A 22373-nucleotide genomic window follows, 5' to 3' on the forward strand; every position below is an offset into this window, starting at 1 on the left:
GCCCTGGCGACTCCTTTCCGTTAGGCCATTCGAGTGATGGCGGCCTCGGGGGCGAGGGCAACCCGCCGCCCGCTCACCCCTGCACCCCCAGGACCAACGGCAGCACCGCGCCGGCCCCCGCGCGGCGCAGCAGCCGGGCGGCCACGGTGACCGTCCACCCCGAGTCCACGAGGTCGTCCACCAGCAGCACCGGTCCGCCGGCGGCCGCCACCGCCTGCTCCAGCTCCGGCGGCAGCACCAGCGACCCGGCCAGTGAGTGCAGCCGCTGGGCGCTGTTGCTGCGGGCCCCGTGCGGCGGCAGCCCGCCGGCATACTCGATCCGGCCGAGCAGCGGCAGCCGTCCGACCTCGGCGATCCGCGCGCCGAGGCTGCCGACCAGCTGCGGGCGGGTCGAGGAGGCCATGGTCACCACACCGACCGGCCGTTCCAGCCGGGTGCCCTCCGCCGTCGCGGGCCCGGCCCAGCCGCCGGGGCCGCGGGCCCAGTCGGCCAGCACCGCGACCAGGGCGTCCACCGCCTCGCCGGGCACCGGCACGTCCGGCGCCTGGTCGGCGAGCAGGGTGCGCAACCGGGTGCCCCAGCCGATGTCGGACAGCCGGCCGAGCGCCCGGCCGGTCTCCGCCTGTTCGCCCGCCGGGATCCGGCCCTTCAACGGCACCCCGAGTGCGTCCATCCCGGTCGGCCAGAGTCGGCGCGGTTCGAAGCTCACACCCGGGCGGCCGAGTGCGGCCCGGGCGGCGGCCAGTGCCTCCGCGGAGACCTCCGGGGTGTGCAGCGGCCCCGCGCAGTTGTCGCACCGCCCGCACGGCACGGCCTGCTCGTCGTCCAGCTGGCGGCGCAGGAACTCCATCCGGCAGCCGGTGGTCGCCGCATACTCGCGCATCGCCCGCTGTTCCGCCTCCCGGGAGGCGGCGACCTTGGCGTAGCGGGCGGCGTCGTACGCCCAGCTCTGCCCGGTGGCTGTCCAGCCGCCCTTGACCCGGCGGACGGCGCCGTCCACGTCCAGCACCTTGAGCATGGTCTCCAACCGGGCGCGGCGCAGGTCCACCCGGGGCTCCAGGGCGGCGGTGGAGAGCGGGCGGCCGGCCTCGGCGAGCGCGTCGATGGTGCGCCGCACCTGCTCCTCCGGCGGGAAGGCGAGCGAGGCGAAGTAGCGCCAGATCGCCTCGTCCTCGCGCCCGGGCAGCAGCAGCACCTCGGCCCGGTCCACTCCGCGGCCGGCCCGGCCGACCTGCTGGTAGTAGGCGATCGGGGAGCTGGGCGAACCCAGGTGGACGACGAAGCCGAGGTCGGGCTTGTCGAAGCCCATGCCGAGCGCGGAGGTGGCGACCAGCGCCTTGACCCGGTTGGCCAGCAGGTCGGCCTCGGCGGTCCGGCGTTCGGCGTCCTCGGTGCGGCCGGAGTAGGAGGCCACCGGGAAGCCGCGCTCGCGCAGGAAGGCCGTCACCTCCTCGGCGGCGGCCACCGTCAGGGTGTAGACGATGCCCGAGCCGGGGAGCCGGTCGAGGTGGTCGGCCAGCCAGGCGAGCCGGTGCGCCGGGTCGGGCAGCGCGAGCACGCCCAGGGTGAGGCTCTCCCGGTCGAGCGGGCCGCGCAGCACCAGGGCGTGCTCGTCGGTGCTGCCGGTGCCGAGCTGCTCGGCGACGTCGGCGGTGACCCGGGCGTTGGCGGTGGCGGTGGTGGCCAGCACCGGGACGCCGGGCGGCAGGTCGGCCAGCATGGTGCGCAGCCGGCGGTAGTCCGGGCGGAAGTCGTGGCCCCAGTCGGAGATGCAGTGGGCCTCGTCGACCACCAGCAGGCCGGTGGAGGCGGCGAGCTTCGGCAGTACCTGGTCGCGGAAGTCCGGGTTGTTCAGCCGCTCGGGGCTGACCAGGAGGACGTCGACCTTCCCGGCGGCGACCTCGGCCTGGACCTCCTCCCACTCCTCGGTGTTGGCCGAGTTGATGGTGCGGGCGTGGATCCCGGCCCGGGCCGCCGACTCGACCTGGTTGCGCATCAGGGCGAGCAGCGGGGAGACGATCACCGTCGGCCCGGCGCCGCGGGCCCGGAGCAGGGCGGTGGAGATGAAGTAGACGGCGGACTTCCCCCAGCCGGTGCGCTGGACGACCAGGGCGCGGCGGTGGTCGACCACGAGGGCCTCGATCGCCGTCCACTGGTCCTCGCGCAGGCTGGCGGCGGGGCCGGCCAGCTCGCGCAGGACGGCCTCGGCCCGCGCCCGGACCTCGGCGCGGTCGGCGGTGGCGGTGGTGTGGAACTCGGGCTGCTGCATGGCCTCGATGTAACCCCATGCCGCCGACAAGGGGCGAATGCGGGTGAGACGGCGGAGGGGAAGGCCGGGTGTATTTCATCCGTTGATCCGCTGAACGGCCGCTGAAATTCACTCTCCGGAGTGGCCGTCGTGTGCTCCGATCGAGCGAAGGAAAATTCGGGGGCCGAGTTATCCACAGGAAAAGAGAAAGTGCCGGAGTCGTTCTCGCATTGCGGCCACGCTTGCGGCCATGAACGAGATGAACAACGAACACGTCACCCTGTCCCTGGGCCCGGCTTCCGAGCAGCGGCCCGTCCTCATGCGCGGTCCGGCCGACATGGCCGAGCTGTTGCCCTACCTCCTGGGGTTCTACCCCGACGACAGCATCGTCGCGGTGGGTCTCCAGGGCCCCGACCTCCACCAGGGCGGGGTCATCCGGGCGGACCTCCCGGCCTCGCCCGCGGACTGGCCGGCGGCGGCCGAGGAGACGGCCGCCCTGCTGGTCGCCCTCTCCGAGCGGCACGGCAGCCGGCCGTTCGAGGTGCTCCTCTACCTCTGCCAGGATCGGGTCACGGCGCACGCCCCGCCCGCGGTGGGCGAACTGCGGCCGCTGGCCGACCAACTGCGCGCGGCCTTTGGGCGCAGGGGAGTGGCCGTCAAGGAGTCGCTGTGCGTCTCGGACGGCCGCTGGTGGTCCTTCCTCTGTCGCCGGGAGGGCTGCTGTGATCCCGCGGGCAACCCGGTGCGGCGCGGGCCCGATCCGGGCCCGGCGGCCGCCGCCGCGACGGTGGCGGGCCTGGTGCCGCGCGGCAGCCGGAAGGCGATCGTCGGCGCGCTGGCCCCGGTCGGCCCGCCGGCGGACGCCGCGCAGCGCGGGGCGCTCGCCCGCGCCGAGTCGCTCGCCGGGTCGGTCTCCCGGGAGCAGGGCCTCGCACTGCTGGAGCAGGCCTTCGCCGAGTTCGCGGCCGGTGCCCGGGAGCTCGACGAGGAGCGGGCGGCCCGGCTGCTGTTCGCCCTGCGGGACCGCCTCACCAGGGACCGCGGCGTCGAGTTCGTCCGGCCGGCCGAGCTCGCCCCCGCCGAGCGGCTCTGGCGCTTCCTCGCCCGGCGGGCCGTCCCGCCGTACGAGGGCTGCGCGGTGGCCCCGCTCACCCTGCTGGCCTGGGCGTCCTGGGTCGCGGGGGACACGGCCACCGCCCGGGTGGTGCTCGGCCACGTGCTGCGGCTCTCGCCGGGCTACCTGCTGGCCGAGCTGCTGTACGAGTCGATGAACGACGGCATGTCGCCCGGGGCGCTGCTGTCCGCCGTCGAGGCCCAGCGACGGCGGCGCGAGGAGCGCACGGCGGCGGTGCGGCGCGGGGTCGGCTCCGGGCCCGCGACCGACGACGGGCCGGGGGCACCGCCGGGCGCCGAGCGCGCCCCGGACGGCGAGCCCGGGCCGCGCTCCGGTCCGACGGGCGGGGCGCGCCGACGGCGCCGGGGCGGGCGGCGGAAGGGCGGTTCCGCGGCCGCCGCCCCGACCTCGACCCCGACGCCGACCCCGACTCCGACGCCGGCCCCGGGCCCGGACGATCGGGGCCCGGGCGGTCCCGACCGGTCCGGCGAGCCGGGGTCGGCCGGTCGGCCCCGGGGCTCGGTCGCCCTGCTCCCGGCCCCGGGCTGCGGGCCGACGGCCGGGGAACGGCCCACCCGGGGCGTGCGCCTCGGCCGGGTGGGGGCCTGCGCCTCCGCCGCCGTCCGGTCCGGTACCGGCCTGCACCGCTGCCGCGGTGCCCGACAGGCGGTGAGAGGAGCCCGCCGTGCGCACTGAACCGCCCGCCGCCCCACCGGTCGGGAGGGTGCTACGCCTCCCCGTGCGCCATCTTGATCAGCCGGTCCAGCACCTTGCCGCCGCTCACCCGCAGGCCGTCGTGCTCCCACTCGTTGGTGATCCAGGTCCGCAGGCCGCGCACCGCGCGGGCGGTCTCCAGCGAGTCGGCGGTGTCCACGTACATGTCGTCGTGGTACACCGCCGCCACGACGGGCACGGTGTTGGCGGCCAGCCGCGCCGGGTCGTAGAGGTCGGGCCAGTCGGTGCGGGCGGCGAGCAGGTCCGCGGTCTCCTTGAGCGGGCGCAGCGCCGGGTCGGTGTCGAACATCCAGGGGTAGATCATCTCCCCGGTGAACAGCACCGGAGCGTCGCCCGCCAGCGCCGCCCGGGCGTCGAACTGCGGGAACTCCTTGCGGATCCGCTCCGCCGACCAGGCGGTGCCGCCCTGGTCCACCGAGCGCTGGCCGTAGATCGACTCGTGCAGCACGGCGTACAGCGGGCCCTCGGCGAAGGAGAGCCGGGCATGGACGCCGGCCAGGAAGGTGTCGGAGAGCTCGGCCCCGGCCGGGCCCTCCACCCAGGCCTCCTCCAGGAGGTAGTGCAGGGCTCCGGAGCCGCTGCCGCCGCCGAGCATCATCCCGAGCACCTGGAAGGCCTCGACGGTGAGCAGCCCGCCGTCGGGCAGCGTGGCGGGGGTGTCGGCCAGGTGGGCGGCGATCCGCCGGACGGCCTCGACGTCCTGCGGGAAGCGGGCGTAGTGGTCCTCGTTCTTGCGGACGACGCGCGGGTAGGCGGCGCGGTAGACGTCGTCCGCCGAACTGCCGAGGCCGGAGAGGCCGCCGGTGATGAAGGCCTCCGTCAGGCCTTCGGGAGCGAAGGAGAGGTAGGTGAGGGTGCAGAAGCCGCCGAAGCTCTGGCCGAGCACGCTCCAGCGCCGGTCGGCGCCGAGCAGCCGGTGGCGGATCAGCTCGGCGTCCCGGACGATGGCGTCCGCGCGGAAGTGAGCGAGGTAGTCCGCCTGCTCCTGCGGGCCGCCACGCCGGGCGAGGGTCTGCCGGGTCGCGGGGGTGGACCTGCCGGTGCCGCGCTGGTCGAGCAGCAGCACCCGGTAGTCGTCCAGGGCACGCTCCAGCCAGGCGTCCCGGCCGAGCGGGCGGGCGGCCTTGCCGCCGGGGCCGCCCTGGAGGAACAGCAGCCAGGGCAGGTCGTCCCGCTCGCGGCCGGAGGCCACCACCTCGCGGGCGTAGACCTCGATCTGCTCGCCCTCCGGGGAGGCGTGGTCGAGCGGGACCTCGAAGACGTGGTCGGTCGTGACAATCCCGGGCAGTCGGCTGACGGTGGACATGCAACTCCTCGGTCTCTGCTGGTCACAGCGGTTGCGTCGCGGTTCGCGGGGTCACCGGCTACGGGCGCCGCGACCCCCGCACCGTATCCTGACCGCGGTCGAGCACCGGTTCGACCGCCTCCGCCCACCGGACCGGCCGGCCTGCGGCGCCCCGGGCCCCGGAGTGCGGCTCGGGCCGGGGGCGGCGCGACCGTCTGGCGGCCGGGCGCGACCAGCGGCAGCCCCGGCGGGCGTGACCTGGCGGCGGTGCGCGGCGTTCACCCCCCGGGGGCCCTGCGTCCGGCGGTCGCGGAGACGGGGTGGCACGGGCGGGGCGTCACCGGCAGCCCGGGGGGCCCGGAGGTGACGGCGTACCGGGCACGACCGGGGGCGCCCGACGCGAACGGCGCGGAGCGCCGGTACCGGACCGGTACCGCACGCCGCATGGCACGGCCCACCGTCGGGTACGGCCAGACACGGCACCACCGCCGACGGGAGCGAGCTCGTCGGCCGGGCACCACCAGCACGTGATCGAGCATGCTCGCGGCCCACCGGCCTGACAGCCACCGGACCGCCGAGGGGAGGAGAGTCCGGTGACCGCCATGAGGCCACTGCAGGCCATGCCGGCCGAGAGCGTGGTCGGCGCGCCCAGACCGGTCGGCCGTCCCGACCAGTTCCCGGCGGCCGGGCCCGCAGGCGCACCCGTCGGCTCCGGCCGGCCGGCGGCCCCGCCGCGCCCCCAGCCCCCGGCCGTCCACCACGTGCTGCTCTGCGTCAACGCCCCGGCGATGGCCGCCTCCGGGCCGGACGGCCAGCTGCGCGGCCACGGTCTGCACGGCTTCTACCGCAACGGCGTCCGGGTGCTGGCCCGGATGGAGCTGCGGCTGGGCGGGATGGAGCCGCTGCCGCTCCAGGGCACCCTGACCAGCGCTGCCCAGGCCCGCTTCCTCGGCGCGGTCCGCCTCCCCGGCGACCTCGACCCGGACCCAGCGCTCACGGTCGAGCGGCTGCGCCACGCGGACGGCGTGGAGACCGTCACGGTGCGCAACACCGGAGCCCGGCCCGCCCGGCTGCCGCTGGAGATCGCCCTCGGCACCGACCTGGGCCCGGTCGCCGAGATCGCCGCCGGGCACCGCCCGCCCGACCTGCCCGGCCAGGTGCAGTCCGCCGGGCTGCGCTGGTCCGGCCCGGTGCACAGCGCCGTGGTCGGGGCCAAGCCCTCGCCGCACGCCGTCCTCGCCGGGGCCGGGGTGCTCCGCTGGGACTTGGAGGTCCAGCCCGGCGCCCGCTGGTCGGTCGAGCTGCGGGCCGAGCTGGAGAGCGTCCCCGGCGGCCCGCGCCCGCCGGGCGGGCGCGGCACCGGCGTCCCGCTGCCCTGGGCCGAACCGGAGGTGCGCAGCGACGACCCGCGCGCCACGCTGCTGGTCGACCGTTCCCTGGACGCCCTCGGCGGGCTGCTGTTCGCCGACCCGGACCGCCCGACCGACCTCTACCCGGCCTCCGGCGCGCCCTGGCGCTTCGGACTCGCCCCGGCCGACGCGCTCTGGGCCGCCCGGCTGACCCTCCCGCTCGGCACCCGGCTCGCGGCCGGCACCCTGCGCGCGCTGGCCCGCCGCCAGCAGCTCGCCCCCGCCCCCGGACGCACCGAGGGCCTGTTCCCCGGGGGCCTGCGGCACGGCGGCCCCGAGCTGCCGCCCACCTGCACGGCCACCGAGGCCACCCTGCTGTTCGTCACGGTGCTGGCCGAGGCCTGGCGCTGGGGGCTGCCCCGGGCGGAGGTGGTCGAGCTGCTCCCGTCCGCCGAGCGGGCCCTGGCCGCCCTGCGCGAGGGCCTGGTCGACGGTTTCGTCACCGACCTCGGCCGCCCGGCGGAGGACCGCGCCGCCCAGCCGGTCGCCGCCCGCGCCGAGGTGCAGGCGCAGGCCCACCGCGCCGCCCTGCACGGCGCCGAGCTGCTGGAGGCCTTCGGCAGGCCGGGCGCCGGGGAATGGCGGGCCTGGGCCGCCGAACTGCGCGGACGCTTCCGCGAGCGGTTCTGGATCGACGACCTCTCCGGCGGCCGCCCCGCCGCCGGGCTGGCCCCGGGCGGCCAGCCGCTGCCCGCCGTCGCCGCCTCCCTGGTGCACCTGCTCGACACCGGGCTCGCCGCCGACGGCGGCCGGCACGAGAGCCTGCTGGACCGCGAGCACACCCGGCTGCTCGCCCAGCGGCTGGTCGCGCCCGAGCTGGACAGCGGCTGGGGCCTGCGTACCCTCAGTGCCAAGTCGCCCCGCTTCAACCCGCTGGGCCACCGCGGCGGCGCGGTGCGGATCCACGAGACCGCGCTGGCGATCGCCGGGCTCGCCGAGGCCGGCCACGAGAACGAGGCCGGCGCCCTCCTGGAGGGCCTGCTCGCCGCCTCCGCCCACTTCGAGGGGCGGCTACCGGAGATGTACGCGGGCGAGCAGCGCATCCCCGGCTGCCCACCGGTGCCGCACCCGGCCGCCTGCCGCCCGGCGGCGGTCTCCGCGGCCGGAGCCGTTCACGCGGTGTTCGCACTCGCCGGAGTCCGGCCGGACGTCCCCGGCGGCCGGGTCCTGGTCCGCCCGGCCAGCACCGCCCCGCTCGGCGAACTCGAACTGACCGGCCTGCGGGTGGCGGGGGAGCCCTTCTCGGTGCGGGTGAGCCGGATCGGAGTGGCGATGGTGGAGGAGGCTTCCGCGCACCTGCAACTGGTCGCCCGCTGACACCAGCCCCTGCCACCACCCGCTGGGAGCGTTCGCCGGGTCCGCCCGTGCGCGAACCGTGTCGGACGACCGGGGGTGCGGTGGCTGTGCGCTCCGCGCACGGGCCTGTGCTTATCGTCAGAGAGACGACTATGATCGTCGCCATGTCGCGCTACGATCCGTCGGCCTTCCCCCCGTTCGCTGTCACGGTTGACCTGGTGGTTCTGACGGTGCGCGACCACTCGCTCTGCGCCCTGCTGGTCAGACGGGGTGAGCCGCCCTACCAGGGGTACTGGGCGCTGCCCGGCGGCTTCGTCCGGCCGGACGAGGGCCTGGCCGAGGCGGCCTCCCGCGAGCTGGCCGAGGAGACCGGCCTGCGCGCCCACTCCGCCCCCGGCCACGAGGCGGTCGGCCCCGGCGCGGCCGGTGCCCACCTGGAGCAGCTCGCCACCTACGGCCACCCGCAGCGCGACCCCCGGATGCGCGTGGTCAGCGTCGCCTACCTGGTGCTCGCCCCCGACCTCCCGACCCCCCGGGCCGGCGGTGACGCCAGCAGCGCCCGCTGGGCGCCGGTCGGCGAACTCCTCGGCGGGAGCCCGGCCGACGGAGTTCCGCTGGCCTTCGACCACGGCCTGATCCTCGCTGACGGTGTGGAGCGGGCCCGCTCCAAGATCGAGTACTCCTCCCTGGCCACCGCCTTCTGCCCGACCGAGTTCACCGTGGGCGAGCTGCGCCGCGTCTACGAGGCCGTCTGGGGCGTCGCCCTCGACCCGCGCAACTTCCACCGCAAGGTCACCGGCACTCCCGGTTTCCTCCTTCCCTCCGGGGGCACGACCACCCGTCAGGGCGGTCGCCCGGCGCAGCTCTTCACCGCCGGCGGGGCGACCGTCCTCAACCCGCCGATGCTCCGCCCCGATTCCTGAGCCCCGACGACCCCGGCCGGTCACCCCGGACCCGGCTCCCCCCGGACCCGGCTCCCCCCGGACCCGGCTCCCCCTGGACCCGGCTCCCCCTGGACCCGGCTCCCCCCGGACCCCGCCCCGCCCCGCCCCACCCCGCTTCCTTCCGCGGTCGCCGAACGGCCCAGGCCCGGAGGCCGGTGCGGCGCCACCGGCGCACAGTGGCCGTGGACGCTTCGGTCACCGGACCGGAGGCCTTCGAACCGTGGGAGCCCCCTGATGGCCATCGACGACTGTGCCCGGCAGCGACGCATCATCGAGAGCCGCGTGGAGGAGTTCAAGAACCTCACCGCCGCTACCGACCGCACCGAGAAGCAGCTGGCCGCCCTCAAGGCCGCGCACGCCGACCCGCAGGCCATCGCCTCCGCGGAGGAGCGGCTGAGCGCGGAGCAGGAGCAGCTGGCCCAGATCGCCGTCGCGGGCAAGACCGCCGTCGAGGAGTACCAGGGGGAGTGCGTCGGCCAGCCACTGCCGCCCGGTGCCGCGGAATTCCTGACCACCGATGCTCCGGCCGCCGACCCGGGAAGGGGCAAAGCCGGCGGCCCGTCGTAGCCGCCGCCCCGGTGAATCGCAGGATCGGATTGTCCCCTGATCGGGTGAGGTGGGCAGTCGGTGGGCCCGTGGCGGTTCGGTAATGCCCGGAATCGGCGGCGCTGACCCCTAATGTGCTGGCGTCGAGCAGGTCGACCGAGGGCATGGGAGCAGCCAGCGATGATCCAGATCACCGGACTGACCAAGGTCCATCGCAAGGGCGCCCCGCCCGCGGTGCTCGATCTGACCTTCGACGCCCGGCCCGGGATGGTGACCGCACTGCTCGGCGACGAGGGGGCGGGCAAGTCCACGGCGCTGCGGCTGATGCTCGAACTCGAACGGGGCCAGGGCATCACGCTCTTCGAGGGCCGCACCTACCGCCGGATCCGCCGCCCCGAGCGCGAGATCGGTGTGCTGCTGCCGGGCCCCGGGGAAGGGGCCGCGGCGGTGGCCGGGAACCCGGGCCGCAAGGCGCGCGGGCACCTGCGGATGCTGGCCGCGGCGGTCGGCGTCCCGACCCGTCGGGCCGACGAGCTGCTGGAGCAGACCCGGCTGGCCGCCGTCGCCGGACAGCGGCTGCGCACCTTCTCCCCGGGGATGCACCGCCGCCTCTCGCTGGCGGCCGCGTTGCTCGGCGATCCCGGCACCTTGCTGCTGGACGCGCCGACTGAGGGCCTGTCCCCGCGCAACGTCGAGTGGTTCCACTCCTTCCTGCGCTCCTTCGCCGTCGCGGGCGGAACCGTGCTGGTGACCACCCGCACCCCGCAGGAGGCGGCCCACCTGGCGGACCGGGTGGTGACCCTGGACCGCGGCCGGATGCTGGCCGACCAGCCGGTGGCGGAGTTCTGCCGGACCAGGCTGAGCCCCGAAGTGGCCGTCCGGGGGCCGCAGATGGCACGGCTCGCGGATCTGTTGGTCAGTCAGGGCGCCGAGGTCCGCCGGGACGGCGGCGCGGGGATCGCGGTGGCGGGCATCGACCGCACCGAGATCGGTGAACTCGCCTACCGCCACGGGATCCTGTTGCACGAGCTGGCCGACCGGGTGGTCGAGCAGCCGGTGCCCCGCGCCGCCCTGCCGACGGCCTCCGGCCGTTCGGGTCGGCTCCTTCTCCAGCCGGAGGCAGAGGCCGGCGCCGAGGCCCCGCGGCCCGGCCCCGAGTCGAGCCCTGCGTCGAGCCCCGAGCCCGGCCCCGACCCGGTCCATCGGCCCGCCGCCGACCCCACCGCCGCCGACCCCACCGCCGTCGACCCCACCCCGGGCGAGCCTGTGCTCCCCGGAGCCGCTGTGCCGGAGCCCGCCTCGGAGGGCCGTCCCCGCGAGGACGCGGTCCGGAGCACCAGGGCGCTCCCGGTCGCCGCCGTGACGGCTGCCCTGCCCGTCCTCGCCGCCACCACCCGAAAGCCGGCCCCCGCGTCCGCCCCCACCGTCGCCGTGGAGCGGCTCTTCCGCGACCGGCCCGCCCCGGCCCCCGAGCCCCTCACCGAGCCGGTCCGCACCGCCTCCGCCTCCGCCTCCGCCTCCGCGGCCGCGACCGCCTCCGTGGCCGAGGCAGTGACCCGGACCGAGCCCGTGACCGTGCGCACGCCCGAGCCGCGGCCCGCCCTCGGGAGCGGCGCCGACCTGCTCACCGACGACACCGTCCGCCTCGGCCGGGTCACCCCCGGCAACAGCCCCGCCGCCTCCGCCGCCCCCGCGACCCCTGCGGCCCCCGCCACCCCCGACGACCACCGGAGCGAGTGAACCGTGCGTGTCCTGGCCTACGAGCTGCGCCGCCTGCGCGGCCTGCGTTCCACCTGGCTGCTGCTCGCCGCCGTCCTGCTCTGCGACGCGGTCGTGGCCGCCGTCCTGGCCAGCCAGGCCCCGCCCGGCCCGCTGGGCGGCCCGGCCGGGGTGCGACTGCTGACCGCCGCCGTCCCGCTGATCCCGCTGCCCTTCGCGGCGCTCGGCGCCGGTGTGCTGGGCGCGCTCTCGTACGGCCACGAGGTGCGTCACCCGGGACTGGCGGCCTCGCAGGTGGCGTACGGGCGCCGGGTGCGGCTGCTGCTGGCCAAGCTGCTGGTGGTCGGCCCGGTGGCGGCGCTGCTGGCGCTGGCCACCCTGCTGGTCGACCTGGTGGCCGTGCACCTCGCGCTGCCGGACGGCGTGACGGTGGCGGCCCGGACGGATCCGGGCGCGCTGTCCGGCGGGGCGTCCGCGGCGCTGGGCGCCGTCGGGCTGGACGGGCCGGCCGGCCTGCCGGGCCTGTTCGCCCCGCTGGCCCCGGCGATCGGGCACGGGGTACCGGCCGCGCTGCTGGCCTTCGTCCTGCTGACCGTGGTGGCCGCCTGGACCGGTGTGCTGACCGCCTCGCTGACCCGCAGCGCCGCCGCCGGGGTGCTGCTGCTGTGCGCGCTGCCGCCGCTGCTGGAGTCCGGTGTCGCCCTGCTGCTGCGGCGCACCGGCCGCCCGTGGCCGACCCGGGCGGCGGAGCTGCTGCCCTTCCAGTCCGGCGTCGAATGGGCCTACGGCTGGGTGTACGGCGGAACGCGCGAGGCGGCGGCCAGGGGCGCGGCGTTGACGGACCCGGCGCTGCTCGCGGCGGTCGCGGCCCCCGCGGGGGCCCTGCTGCTGGCCGCCCTGCTCGTCCAGGCCCGCCGCCGCGCGCTCTGACCCACCCGGCGCCCCCCCAATGCCCCACCCCAATGACCCACCCCGTGGACCAGCACCGCCCGTCCCGGGGTGGTCCGCCGTCCCGAACCACCAAGATCGACCAGCAGTGACCGCAATGCGCGGTTCTTCCTGATAAGAAGTCAATTATCCAGTCACGGTCGATCACCCTTTCGTGTGCTTTTCACGAGAATTCTCAAGCTGCGCCTGCCGATCGCCGACAAAGGAGGCGTGAGTACCCTTGCGCACCCCACCATGACCCCCGCCCGTTCCGCCGACGGGCCGATCCACGGCCCCGGCGACCTGGACCGCTTCTCGTACGCCGACCGGCCGACGCCGCCGGCGCCCCGTTGGGAGGGCGCCGAGTCCGACATCGGCCGGGTCGGCCGCAAGACCACCAGCAGCCGTGGTCGCGGCCTGCACGGCCAGCTGGTCCAGCAGCTCGGCCAGATGATCGTCTCCGGCGACCTCGGCGCCGACCGTCCGCTCGTGCCCGAGGAGATCGGCCAGCGGTTCGAGGTGTCCCGGACCGTCGTCCGCGAGTCGCTGCGCGTGCTGGAGGCCAAGGGCCTGGTCAGCGCCCGCCCGAACGTCGGCACCCGGGTCCGCCCGGTCAGCGACTGGAACCTGCTGGACCCGGACATCATCGAGTGGCGGGCCTTCGGGCCGCAGCGGGACGAGCAGCGCCGGGAGCTGTTCGAGCTCCGCTGGGCGATCGAGCCGCTGGCCGCCCGGCTCGCCGCCGGCCACGGCCGGGAGGACGTCCAGCAGCGGCTGGTCGAGCTGGTCGAGATCATGGGCCACGCCGCCGCCCAGGCCGACCTGTCCACCTACACCCGGGCCGACGCCGAGCTGCACGGGCTGGTCCTGCAGATGGCCGGCAACCGGATGCTGGAGCACCTGTCCGGGATCGTCTCCTGCGCGCTGCAGGTCTCGGGCGGTCCGACCATCTCCTGCGAGCGGCCCTCCGAGTCCTCGGTCAACCTGCACGCCCGGCTGGTGGACGCGCTGGGCACCGGCGACGGCACCGCGGGCGAGGCCGCGATGCGCGCGCTGCTCACCGTCCACCCCGAGCTGGAGCCCTCCGTCCCCGCTCCCCGGGAGCACTGAGCGGGCTGTTCTCCGCGAGTGGGCCCGCCGGGTGCGGGCCGCTCCGCCAGGGCCCTCCGGCCGCCGCACCGCGCGGCGCAGCCGGAGGGCCTTCGCGTGGACGCCCGCGCGCCGCCCGTGTTCTGCCTGTGCGCCGCCCGGGTTCTGCCCGTACACCCCAGCTGCCCCGAGCATGACAATCAACTCCGGCGCGAGTGCGCGATGATGGATGACCGGCCCGGGGTCGAGGGCACCGAACGGTGTGACCCGCGACACCAAGGCCATGCGTAACACTTGACGAGTAGCAGCGATGTGTCCTGAGCGGAAGCAGCTCCGGAATACTCCAACATGTCAGAATGCTGTGTTGGTCCGCGGCGCTGCTGCCGTCCTGCAAACCCAGTCCTCAAGCCCGAGTCGGTCGGAATCGACACCGCGCGTCCGACGCGCGATCTCCTTCCCCGCCCGCTCGGGCGGCCGGTACGGGTTCGAGTCCACTCATCGTCCGAGAGGTTGTTCGTGTCGGCCAGCACATCCCGTTCGCTTCCCCCCGAGATCGCCGAGTCCGCGGCTCTGCTGGCGCTCATCGAGCGGGGCAAGGCCCAGGGGCAGATCGCCGGTGACGACGTGCGCCAGGCGTTCGAGGCGGACCAGATCCCGGTCACCAAGTGGAAGAACGTCATGCGCAGCCTCAATCAGGTGCTGATTGAGGAGGGCGTGGACCTCATGGTCAGCGCGGCCGAGCCGGCCGGCGCCAAGCGCAAGAGCGTTGCCGCCAAGAGCCCCACCAAGCGCACCGCCACCAAGGCTGTCACCACCCGGACCCCGGCCGCTCCGTCGGCCCCGACCAAGCCGCCCGTGCGGATCGCCCCCGGCGCTCCCGTCGCGGCTCCGGCCGTCGCCGCCGCCGCGGCGCCCGCCCCCACCGTGTCCGCCGACATCACCGTCGTGGAGACGACCACGGTCGTCACCGAGGTGAAGGCCGTTGCGGCGAAGAAGGCCGCACCGGCCAAGAAGGCCGCGGCCAAGAAGACCGCCGCGCCCGCCAAGAAGACCGCCGCCAAGAAGACCACCAGCGCCAAGGCCGGCAAGGGCGACGAGGAGCTCATCGGCGAGGAGGAGCTGCTCGAGGACGTCGCGCTGCCCGGCGACAAGGCGGGCGAGGAGGCGGAGCCCGAGGAGGAGTCGCAGGGCTTCGTCCTCTCCGACGACGACGAGGACGACGCGCCGGCCCAGCAGGTCGCCGTCGCCGGTGCCACCGCCGACCCGGTCAAGGACTACCTCAAGCAGATCGGCAAGGTCCCGCTGCTCAACGCCGAGCAGGAGGTCGAGCTCGCCAAGCGCATCGAGGCCGGCCTGTTCGCCGAGGACAAGCTCTCGGCCGCCGACAAGCTCGCCCCCAAGCTCAAGCGCGAGCTGGAGATCATCGCCGAGGACGGCCGCCGGGCCAAGAACCACCTGCTGGAGGCCAACCTCCGCCTGGTGGTCTCGCTGGCCAAGCGCTACACCGGCCGCGGCATGCTGTTCCTGGACCTGATCCAGGAGGGCAACCTCGGTCTGATCCGTGCGGTCGAGAAGTTCGACTACACCAAGGGCTACAAGTTCTCGACCTACGCCACCTGGTGGATCCGCCAGGCGATCACCCGCGCCATGGCTGACCAGGCCCGCACCATCCGCATCCCGGTGCACATGGTCGAGGTCATCAACAAGCTGGCCCGCGTCCAGCGCCAGATGCTCCAGGACCTGGGCCGCGAGCCCACCCCGGAGGAGCTGGCCAAGGAACTCGACATGACCCCCGAGAAGGTCATCGAGGTCCAGAAGTACGGCCGCGAGCCGATCTCGCTGCACACCCCGCTCGGCGAGGACGGCGACAGCGAGTTCGGTGACCTGATCGAGGACTCCGAGGCGGTCGTCCCGGCCGACGCGGTCTCCTTCACCCTGCTCCAGGAGCAGCTGCACTCGGTGCTGGACACCCTGTCCGAGCGCGAGGCCGGCGTGGTCTCGATGCGCTTCGGCCTGACCGACGGCCAGCCGAAGACGCTCGACGAGATCGGCAAGGTGTACGGGGTCACCCGTGAGCGCATCCGCCAGATCGAGTCGAAGACCATGTCGAAGCTGCGCCACCCGTCCCGCTCCCAGGTGCTGCGCGACTACCTGGACTGATCGGCGGCACGACCGGTCGGCAGGTTCGACCGGCAGCAGTACGTGACGAAGGCCCGGAACCCCACGGTTCCGGGCCTTCGGGCCGTTCGGGGACGGTGCGTCAGCGTCCGGGTGGCGCTTGTCGCTCGTCCGGGTGGCGGCACGTCGGGAAGCGGTCGCCCAGTGTAGTCGGTCACCTACGCTGTGCCGGTTGCCTGCTGCCGAGCCTTGTGGAGTCACGGTGCTGACCGTCCCGGACCGAGCCGATCTGCCGACCCCCGTCCCGCGCCGGAGCGACCGGGCCGCCGTTCCGGCCGTCGTCCCGGCCGCCGTTCCGGCCGTCGCCCGGACCGGCCGCCGCCTGCGGCGACGGGGCGCGCTGCTGGCGCTGCTCGCCGCCGTTCCGGTGCCGCTGGCGGCGCTCGGTGCGGCCGGCCCGGCGGAGGCGCAGCGCCGGGTCGTCGGGGGCGCCACCGTGAGCACCGCCGACCACCCGTGGATCGTGGCGCTGGCCAGTCGCCAGCAGTTCGGCAGCGGGCGCTCCGGCCAGTTCTGCGGGGGCGCGCTGGTCACCCCGACCAAGGTGGTGACGGCCGCGCACTGCTTCTACGACGAGGCCAAGGGCCGGGTGGACCGCCCGGGGCTCAAGGTGATCGTCGGCCGGGACGACATGCGCGGCTCGGCCGGCCACGAGGTGGCCGTCCAGCGGATCTGGATCCACCCCGACTACAACTTCGCCGCGAACATGAACGACGTCGCGGTGCTCACCCTGGACACGTCGCAGGGCTCCCGGCCGGTGGTCGAGCTGGTCGGCCAGGGCGAGAGCGCGCCGTACGCGGCCGGGACGGCGGCGCAGGTCTACGGCTGGGGCGACACCAGCGGGCGGGGCGACTACTCGCCGGTGCTGCGCCGGGTGGACGTGCCGATCGTCGCGGACCAGACCTGCGCCCACGCCTACCCGGGTGGGCCGGAGGGCAAGTTCGACGCCCGCGGCATGGTCTGTGCGGGGGAGGAGAAGGGCGGCAAGGACGCCTGCCAGGGCGACAGCGGCGGCCCGCTGATCGTGGCCGGCCGACTGGTCGGGCTGGTCTCCTGGGGGACGGGCTGCGCCGAGGCGGCCCACCCCGGGGTCTACACCAGGGTGTCCTCGGTCACGGACGCGGTGCGCTCCGCGCTCTGATCATCGCCGAGGGTGATGGGGTGATGACGTTCTGACGCTGTTTCGGCCGGGGCCGGGGCGCCCCGTGGTCCGGGCGGCGGCGAACGAGGGGGAACGGTCGGGAGAACAGCGAAGCCGGGTGGTCGGCCCCCGAAGGGGTCGACCACCCGGCTCCCCGGTCGCGCGCGGTGCGCGGCCGGACACAGCTCGACGCTGGCTGCTGGTGGTGGCGCCTGGGATCAGCGCTCCTCGTCGGTGGCCGCCGCGGTGGTGCCGGTGCTGAGACGGCCGCTCTCGTCCTGTATCTCCACGGCGATCTTCTTGAGCTCGGGCTCGAACTTCCGGCCGTGGTGGGCGCAGAAGAGCAGCTCTCCGCCGCTGGCGAGTACGACGCGCAGGTAGGCCTGGGCGCCGCATCGGTCGCAGCGGTCAGCCGCGGTGAGCGGGCTCGCAGGTGTCAGAACAGTAGTCACGTCGCCTCTTCTCTAGCTCGACGAGCTGTCGTACCAGGGTCAACATCCAACCAGGCCGAAAACGTTCCCGCTCGTGGCTTTTCTTCTCTGAGGATTCTGCTGTGTTGATGAGGAGGTGCCCCGGGCGTCGGTGGTTCATGCGTGCCGAATCCCGGGATCCGCCCTGCGCTCGAACGTCCGATCGGGACGGGGTTCGAGGTCCGCGTAGCATAATCCTCTGCCGGGTTGGAGCATAAGCCCCGTCCCGGGCCCGGGTAGCCTGCATAACGGCAGTTCCGGAGCCTGTGCCGGACCCCACGATCCGCCAGGACCGGTGGTACCGGGAGGAGATGGCGCCCCCGGGGCCCACACCCGGGCGCGGTCCTTGTTCGCGCAGCGCGTACAAGCTGCGCGGGGCCGGCCCGCCGTGCTGTGCACCCGTCGCAGGGGCGCGAGCACACAGAGCGACGACTGTCGGTGCGGCGTGCTGCACTGGCGGTTGGTCCGGATGCGTCCGGATGTGACCGATGAGACAGAACTTCACCGAGGAGAGTGCCGCGTGAGTGCCGAAACGACCGTGCCGTCCGCGCTGCTGGCCGGCGACGACGGTTCCAACTACACCGCGCGGCACCTGCTCGTCCTGGAGGGCCTGGAGGCCGTCCGCAAGCGACCCGGCATGTACATCGGCTCCACCGACAGCCGCGGCCTGATGCACTGCCTCTGGGAGATCATCGACAACTCGGTGGACGAGGCGCTGGGCGGCTACTGCGACCGGATCGAGGTGCTGCTGCACCCGGACTCCTCGGTGGAGGTCCGCGACAACGGCCGCGGCATCCCGGTGGACGTCGAGCCCAAGACCGGGCTGTCCGGCGTCGAGGTCGTGATGACCAAGCTGCACGCGGGCGGCAAGTTCGGCGGCGGCTCGTACGCGGCCTCCGGCGGTCTGCACGGCGTCGGCGCCTCGGTCGTCAACGCGCTCTCCGCGCGGCTGGACGTCGAGGTCGACCGCGGCGGCCACACCCACGCGATCAGCTTCCGCCGCGGCACCCCCGGCATCTTCACCGAGGCCAGCCCGGACGCGCCCTTCGAGCCCGCCAACGGCACCACCAGGACCCGCAAGGTGCCCAAGACCCGCACCGGCACCCGGATCCGCTACTGGGCCGACCGGCAGATCTTCCTCAAGGACGCCAAGCTCTCCCTGGAGAACCTGCACAACCGCGCCCGGCAGACGGCCTTCCTCGTCCCCGGCCTGACCATCGTCGTGCGTGACGAGCGGCTCACCGAGAGCGAGCAGGTCGAGGAGTCGGTCTTCCACTACGACGGCGGCATCGCCGAGTTCTGCGAGTTCCTGGCCCCCGACAAGCCGGTCAGCGACGTGGTGCGGCTGCAGGGCGAGGGCACCTTCAAGGAGACCGTGCCGGTCCTGGACGAGCTCGGCCACATGACCCCCACCGAGGTGACCCGCCACCTCGGCGTGGACATCGCGCTGCGCTGGGGCACCGGTTACGACACCACCCTGCGCTCCTTCGTCAACATCATCGCCACCCCCAAGGGCGGCACCCACGTCACCGGCTTCGAGCGCTCGCTGGCCAAGACCGTCAACGAGGCGCTGCGCGGCGCCAAGCTGCTGCGCGTCGCCGAGGACGACATCACCAAGGACGACGCCACCGAGGGCCTCACCGCCGTGGTCACCGTCCGGCTCGCCGAGCCGCAGTTCGAGGGCCAGACCAAGGAGGTGCTCGGCACCTCGGCGGCCAACCGGATCGTCGCGGCCGTCGTCGCCAAGGAGCTCAAGGCCTTCCTCACCTCGGCCAAGAAGGACCAGAAGCAGCAGGCCCGGGCCGTGCTGGAGAAGGTCGTCGCCGCCGCCCGCACCCGGGTCGCCGCCCGGCAGCACAAGGAGGCCCAGCGCCGCAAGACCGCGCTGGAGACCAGCTCGCTGCCCGCCAAGCTGGCCGACTGCCGCAGCGACGACGTCGACCGCAGCGAACTGTTCATCGTCGAGGGCGACTCCGCGCTCGGCACCGCCAAGCTCGCCCGCAACTCCGAGTTCCAGGCGCTGCTGCCGATCCGCGGCAAGATCCTCAACGTGCAGAAGGCCTCGGTGAGCGACATGCTCAAGAACGCCGAGTGCGCCGCGATCATCCAGGTGATAGGGGCCGGCTCGGGCCGCACCTTCGACATCGACCAGGCCCGGTACGGCCGGGTGATCTTCATGGCCGACGCCGACGTCGACGGCTCGCACATCCGCACCCTGCTGCTGACCCTCTTCCACCGCTACATGCGGCCGATGGTCGAGCAGGGCCGGGTCTTCGCCGCTGTCCCGCCGCTGCACCGGATCGAGCTCACCAACCCCAAGCGCGGCCAGGAGAAGTACCACTACACCTACTCCGACGCCGAGCTGCGCTCCACCCTGCTGGAGTTCCAGCGCAAGGGGCAGCGCTGGAAGGAGCCGGTGCAGCGGTACAAGGGCCTGGGCGAGATGGACGCCGACCAGCTGGCCGAGACCACCATGGACCCGCGCCACCGCACCCTGCGCCGGATCAACCTGGGCGACCTGGAGCAGGCCGAGAAGATCTTCGACCTGTTGATGGGCAACGACGTCGCCCCGCGCAAGGAGTTCATCGTGGACTCGGCGGCCACCCTGGACCGCTCGCGCATCGACGCCTGACGCGGCCGGACGACGGGGGCCCTCCACCCACGGGTGGAGGGCCCCCGCGCCGTCGGTTCCACCCGGGGTCCACCCCGGCTCCGATCAGCGGAGAGCGCCGGATCCGTAGCGTCGGAGAGGTCAGCAACACGCCTCTCCCGGGACGGAGAATCCGATGGGATCCCTCGCCAACCTCCTCGTGATCGCCGCGGTGGTGGTTCTGGTCGTCGGACGCCAGATGCGCGTCCAGCGACTGGACACCGAACGCCGCTTCTGGCTGCTCCCGCTGATCCTGGGCGTGCTCGCGCTGCGCGACCCGCAGGTCATCGACCACCAGCACACCGTGCTGTCGGGCGTCCTGCTCGCCGCCGGGCTGGTCACCACCCTCGCGATGGGGACGGTCTGGGGCTGGACCGTCCGGATCTGGCGGGCCGCCGACGGCAACGTCATGGTCAAGGGCACCAAGGCCACCCTGGCCGCCTGGGGCGGCATGATCGTCGTCCGGATCGGGCTGTACGCGGCCGGCTCGGCCCTGGGCGTCCACCAGGCGGGCAGCTCGCTGATGCTCGGCATGGCGGTCCTGCTGCTGGTCCGCTCGCTCGTGGTCAACTGGAGGGCCCGGTCGCTGGAGCCCGCGCGGGCCACCGCCGTACTGAACTGATCCGCCGCCGTGAGCACCGAGGAGGCAGTCTTGCCCGGGTGGTACTGGACCCGCTGGCAGTCCCGGGAGGGGCTGGAGCGCGAGGCCGAGAGCCGACCGCGGCGGGTCCTCACCCTGTTCGGCCGGGTCGTCCTGGTGGTCGTCATCGGCTGGGGGACCTTCTCCGGCGGCAAGTACGCCGGCTGGGCGGTGGCGGCCGCGGCGGCCGGGCTGGTCGCGGCCGTCGCCCTCTGCGCGGTGTACCTGCGGGTCACCCGGGAACAGCATCCGGCGGCCTCCTACCTGCTGGCCGCGGCCCTGATCGGCGCCGGCTGGCTCGCCAACCGGGGACTGGCCTACACCCTGGCCGACTTCCTCTGGATCGGGCTGGCCGTCACGGCCCTGATCCGGCTGCCGCCCGCGCCCGCACTGCTCACCGCGGCGGCCGCGCTGGCCTCGTACACGGCGGCCTCCCCGGCGAGTTGGCTCAGCGTGGCCGCCACCGTCGGCGGTTCGCTGCTGGTCGGCTTCCTGCTGCGGCTGGACATCGAGGCCCGCGGCACCGCCCGTCGGCTGCTGGTCCAGGAGCGCGCCGTGCGGGCCGCCGAGGCGGAGAGCGCGGCGCTCGCCGAACGGGCCCGGATCGCCCGGGAGATCCACGACGTGCTGGCCCACAGCCTCTCCGCGCAGCTGGTCCACCTGGAGGCGGCCCGGCTGATGCTGGACGCCGGGGCGGACCGCGCGCAGGTCCGCGAACGGGTCGTGGCCGCCCGGCGGATGGCCCAGGACGGGCTGGTCGAGACCCGGCAGGCGCTGTCGGCGCTGCGCGGGGAGCTCACCCCGGTCGGGGAGTTCCTGGTGGAGCTGGCCGAGCGCGAGCGGGCCGCGCTCACCGTGACCGGGACGCCCCGGCCGCTGGCCGCCGAGGCCGGGCTGGCGGTGCGGCGCACGGCGCAGGAGGCGGTGACCAACGTCCGCAAGCACGCGCCGGGCGCCCGCTGCTCGGTCGAACTGCGCTACCTGGACGGCGTGGTGGAGCTGGAGGTGCGCAACACCCGGGCACCGCGCGGCCAGTCGACGGGTGAGCTGTCCGGCGGTGAGCTGTCCGACGGTGAGTTGGCCGAGAGCGGCAGCGGGTACGGTCTGCTGGGGATGCGCGAACGCGCGGAACTGCTCGGCGGCGCCCTGCTGGCGGGTCCGGAGGACGGAGGGTGGCGGGTGTTGCTGCGGGTGCCGGCATGAACGGCGGGGCCATCAGGGTGCTGGTGGCGGACGACCAGACGGTGGTGCGCGAGGGCATCGTGATGCTGCTGGGCCTGCTGCCCGGCATCGAGGTGGTCGGCGCGGCGGCGGACGGGGAGGAAGCCGTCACCCTGGTGGAGCGGCACCACCCGGACGTGGTGCTGATGGACCTGCGGATGCCGCGGATGGACGGCGTCGAGGCGACCCGGCGGATCCGGGCCGCCCACCCGGGGACCGAGGTCGTGGTGCTCACCACCTACGCCGACGACGAGTCGCTGTTCCCGGCGCTGCAGGCCGGGGCGCGCGGCTACCTCACCAAGGACGCCGGGGGCGAGCAGATCGCCAAGGCCATCGCGGACGTCCGCGCGGGTGCGGCCGGACTCTCCCCGCAGGTCCAACTCCGTTTGCTGGAGCGGCTTTCGGAGGGGCCGGCGAAGTCCGTGACGCCGAGCGCGCCGGGCGCGCCGAGCCCGGAGCGGTCGGCCGCCAGGGGCGGCGAGCTGCCGGACGGGTTGACGGTGCGGGAGGCCGAGGTGCTCGCGCTGATCGCGGAGGGGCTCTCCAACGCGGAGATCGCCCAGCGGCTGTTCGTCAGCCAGGCGACGGTGAAGACGCACATCAACAACCTGTTCGCCAAGACCGCGGTGCGGGACCGCGCGCAGGCGGTCGCGTACGCCTTCCGGCACGGAATCACCGGTACGCAGCAGTAGTCGGATGAGTGTCCGTCAGATGATCGATCACCTCATTGAGTGAACGTATCTGCGATGGTCAGGGACGGT

The 22373-nt window shown here is 74.7% G+C and carries 16 protein-coding genes; 13 read left to right on the top strand and 3 right to left on the bottom strand.

The annotated features are described in order from the left end of the window. Positions 1 to 73: 73 nt before the first annotated feature. A complete protein-coding gene (locus tag AB0F71_RS23215) occupies positions 74 to 2269 on the bottom strand; it encodes a RecQ family ATP-dependent DNA helicase (protein WP_360237543.1) in 2196 nt (731 codons plus the stop codon). Positions 2270 to 2498: 229 nt separating this feature from the next. Between AB0F71_RS23215 and AB0F71_RS23220 the strand changes: the two genes are divergently transcribed. Then, positions 2499 to 4058 carry a DUF4192 domain-containing protein gene (locus AB0F71_RS23220; RefSeq protein WP_360237545.1) on the top strand — a complete coding sequence of 520 codons (1560 nt, stop codon included), beginning with the start codon at positions 2499 to 2501 and terminating at the stop codon, positions 4056 to 4058. Positions 4059 to 4089: 31 nt separating this feature from the next. On the opposite strand, the gene AB0F71_RS23225 is transcribed toward AB0F71_RS23220, so the two are convergent. Next, a complete protein-coding gene (locus AB0F71_RS23225; RefSeq protein WP_360237547.1) occupies positions 4090 to 5403 on the bottom strand; it encodes an alpha/beta fold hydrolase in 1314 nt (437 codons plus the stop codon). Between the two features lie 581 nt (positions 5404 to 5984). On the opposite strand from AB0F71_RS23225, the gene AB0F71_RS23230 reads away from it, so the two are divergent. The 8 genes from AB0F71_RS23230 (at position 5985) to AB0F71_RS23265 (ending at position 16631) form a co-directional block, all read left to right on the top strand. Beyond that, a complete protein-coding gene (locus AB0F71_RS23230) occupies positions 5985 to 8108 on the top strand; it encodes a glycogen debranching N-terminal domain-containing protein (protein WP_360237636.1) in 2124 nt (707 codons plus the stop codon). A 143-nt stretch (positions 8109 to 8251) separates the two neighbouring features. After that, positions 8252 to 9010 carry an NUDIX domain-containing protein gene (locus tag AB0F71_RS23235; RefSeq protein ID WP_360237549.1) on the top strand — a complete coding sequence of 253 codons (759 nt, stop codon included), beginning with the start codon at positions 8252 to 8254 and terminating at the stop codon, positions 9008 to 9010. A 255-nt stretch (positions 9011 to 9265) separates the two neighbouring features. Continuing rightward, complete coding sequence (locus AB0F71_RS23240; protein ID WP_360237551.1) at positions 9266 to 9598, top strand: hypothetical protein; 333 nt, start codon at positions 9266 to 9268, stop codon at positions 9596 to 9598. Between the two features lie 159 nt (positions 9599 to 9757). Continuing rightward, positions 9758 to 11317 carry an ATP-binding cassette domain-containing protein gene (locus AB0F71_RS23245; RefSeq protein WP_360237553.1) on the top strand — a complete coding sequence of 520 codons (1560 nt, stop codon included), beginning with the start codon at positions 9758 to 9760 and terminating at the stop codon, positions 11315 to 11317. Between the two features lie 3 nt (positions 11318 to 11320). Continuing rightward, positions 11321 to 12226, top strand: a complete 906-nt coding sequence (locus tag AB0F71_RS23250; protein WP_360237555.1) for a hypothetical protein — start codon at positions 11321 to 11323, stop codon at positions 12224 to 12226. Between the two features lie 174 nt (positions 12227 to 12400). Next, entirely contained in the window at positions 12401 to 13333 is a 933-nt protein-coding gene (locus AB0F71_RS23255) for a FadR/GntR family transcriptional regulator (protein ID WP_360237557.1), read from the top strand. Between the two features lie 495 nt (positions 13334 to 13828). After that, a complete protein-coding gene (locus tag AB0F71_RS23260) occupies positions 13829 to 15472 on the top strand; it encodes an RNA polymerase sigma factor (RefSeq protein WP_360237559.1) in 1644 nt (547 codons plus the stop codon). Positions 15473 to 15662: 190 nt separating this feature from the next. Next, entirely contained in the window at positions 15663 to 16631 is a 969-nt protein-coding gene (locus AB0F71_RS23265) for a serine protease (RefSeq protein WP_360237561.1), read from the top strand. A 218-nt stretch (positions 16632 to 16849) separates the two neighbouring features. Here the strand turns inward: AB0F71_RS23265 and AB0F71_RS23270 are convergent, their stop codons facing one another. Further along, complete coding sequence (locus AB0F71_RS23270; protein WP_360237563.1) at positions 16850 to 17083, bottom strand: hypothetical protein; 234 nt, start codon at positions 17081 to 17083, stop codon at positions 16850 to 16852. 538 nt (positions 17084 to 17621) lie between these two features. On the opposite strand from AB0F71_RS23270, the gene AB0F71_RS23275 reads away from it, so the two are divergent. From AB0F71_RS23275 to AB0F71_RS23290, 4 genes are all read left to right on the top strand, one after another. Further along, entirely contained in the window at positions 17622 to 19733 is a 2112-nt protein-coding gene (locus AB0F71_RS23275) for a DNA topoisomerase IV subunit B (protein WP_360237565.1), read from the top strand. A 154-nt stretch (positions 19734 to 19887) separates the two neighbouring features. Next, a complete protein-coding gene (locus AB0F71_RS23280) occupies positions 19888 to 20373 on the top strand; it encodes a DUF1453 domain-containing protein (RefSeq protein WP_360237567.1) in 486 nt (161 codons plus the stop codon). A 30-nt stretch (positions 20374 to 20403) separates the two neighbouring features. After that, complete coding sequence (locus tag AB0F71_RS23285) at positions 20404 to 21594, top strand: histidine kinase (RefSeq protein ID WP_360237569.1); 1191 nt, start codon at positions 20404 to 20406, stop codon at positions 21592 to 21594. Next, the gene (locus AB0F71_RS23290) at positions 21591 to 22304 is read left to right on the top strand and encodes a response regulator transcription factor (RefSeq protein ID WP_360237571.1); all 714 of its coding nucleotides are present in this window, start codon (positions 21591 to 21593) and stop codon (positions 22302 to 22304) included. Before AB0F71_RS23285 ends, AB0F71_RS23290 begins: the two co-directional genes overlap by 4 nt. The last annotated feature ends 69 nt before the right edge of the window (positions 22305 to 22373 follow it).

Source organism: Kitasatospora sp. NPDC028055 (assembly GCF_040637885.1).
Lineage (GTDB): Bacteria > Actinomycetota > Actinomycetes > Streptomycetales > Streptomycetaceae > Kitasatospora.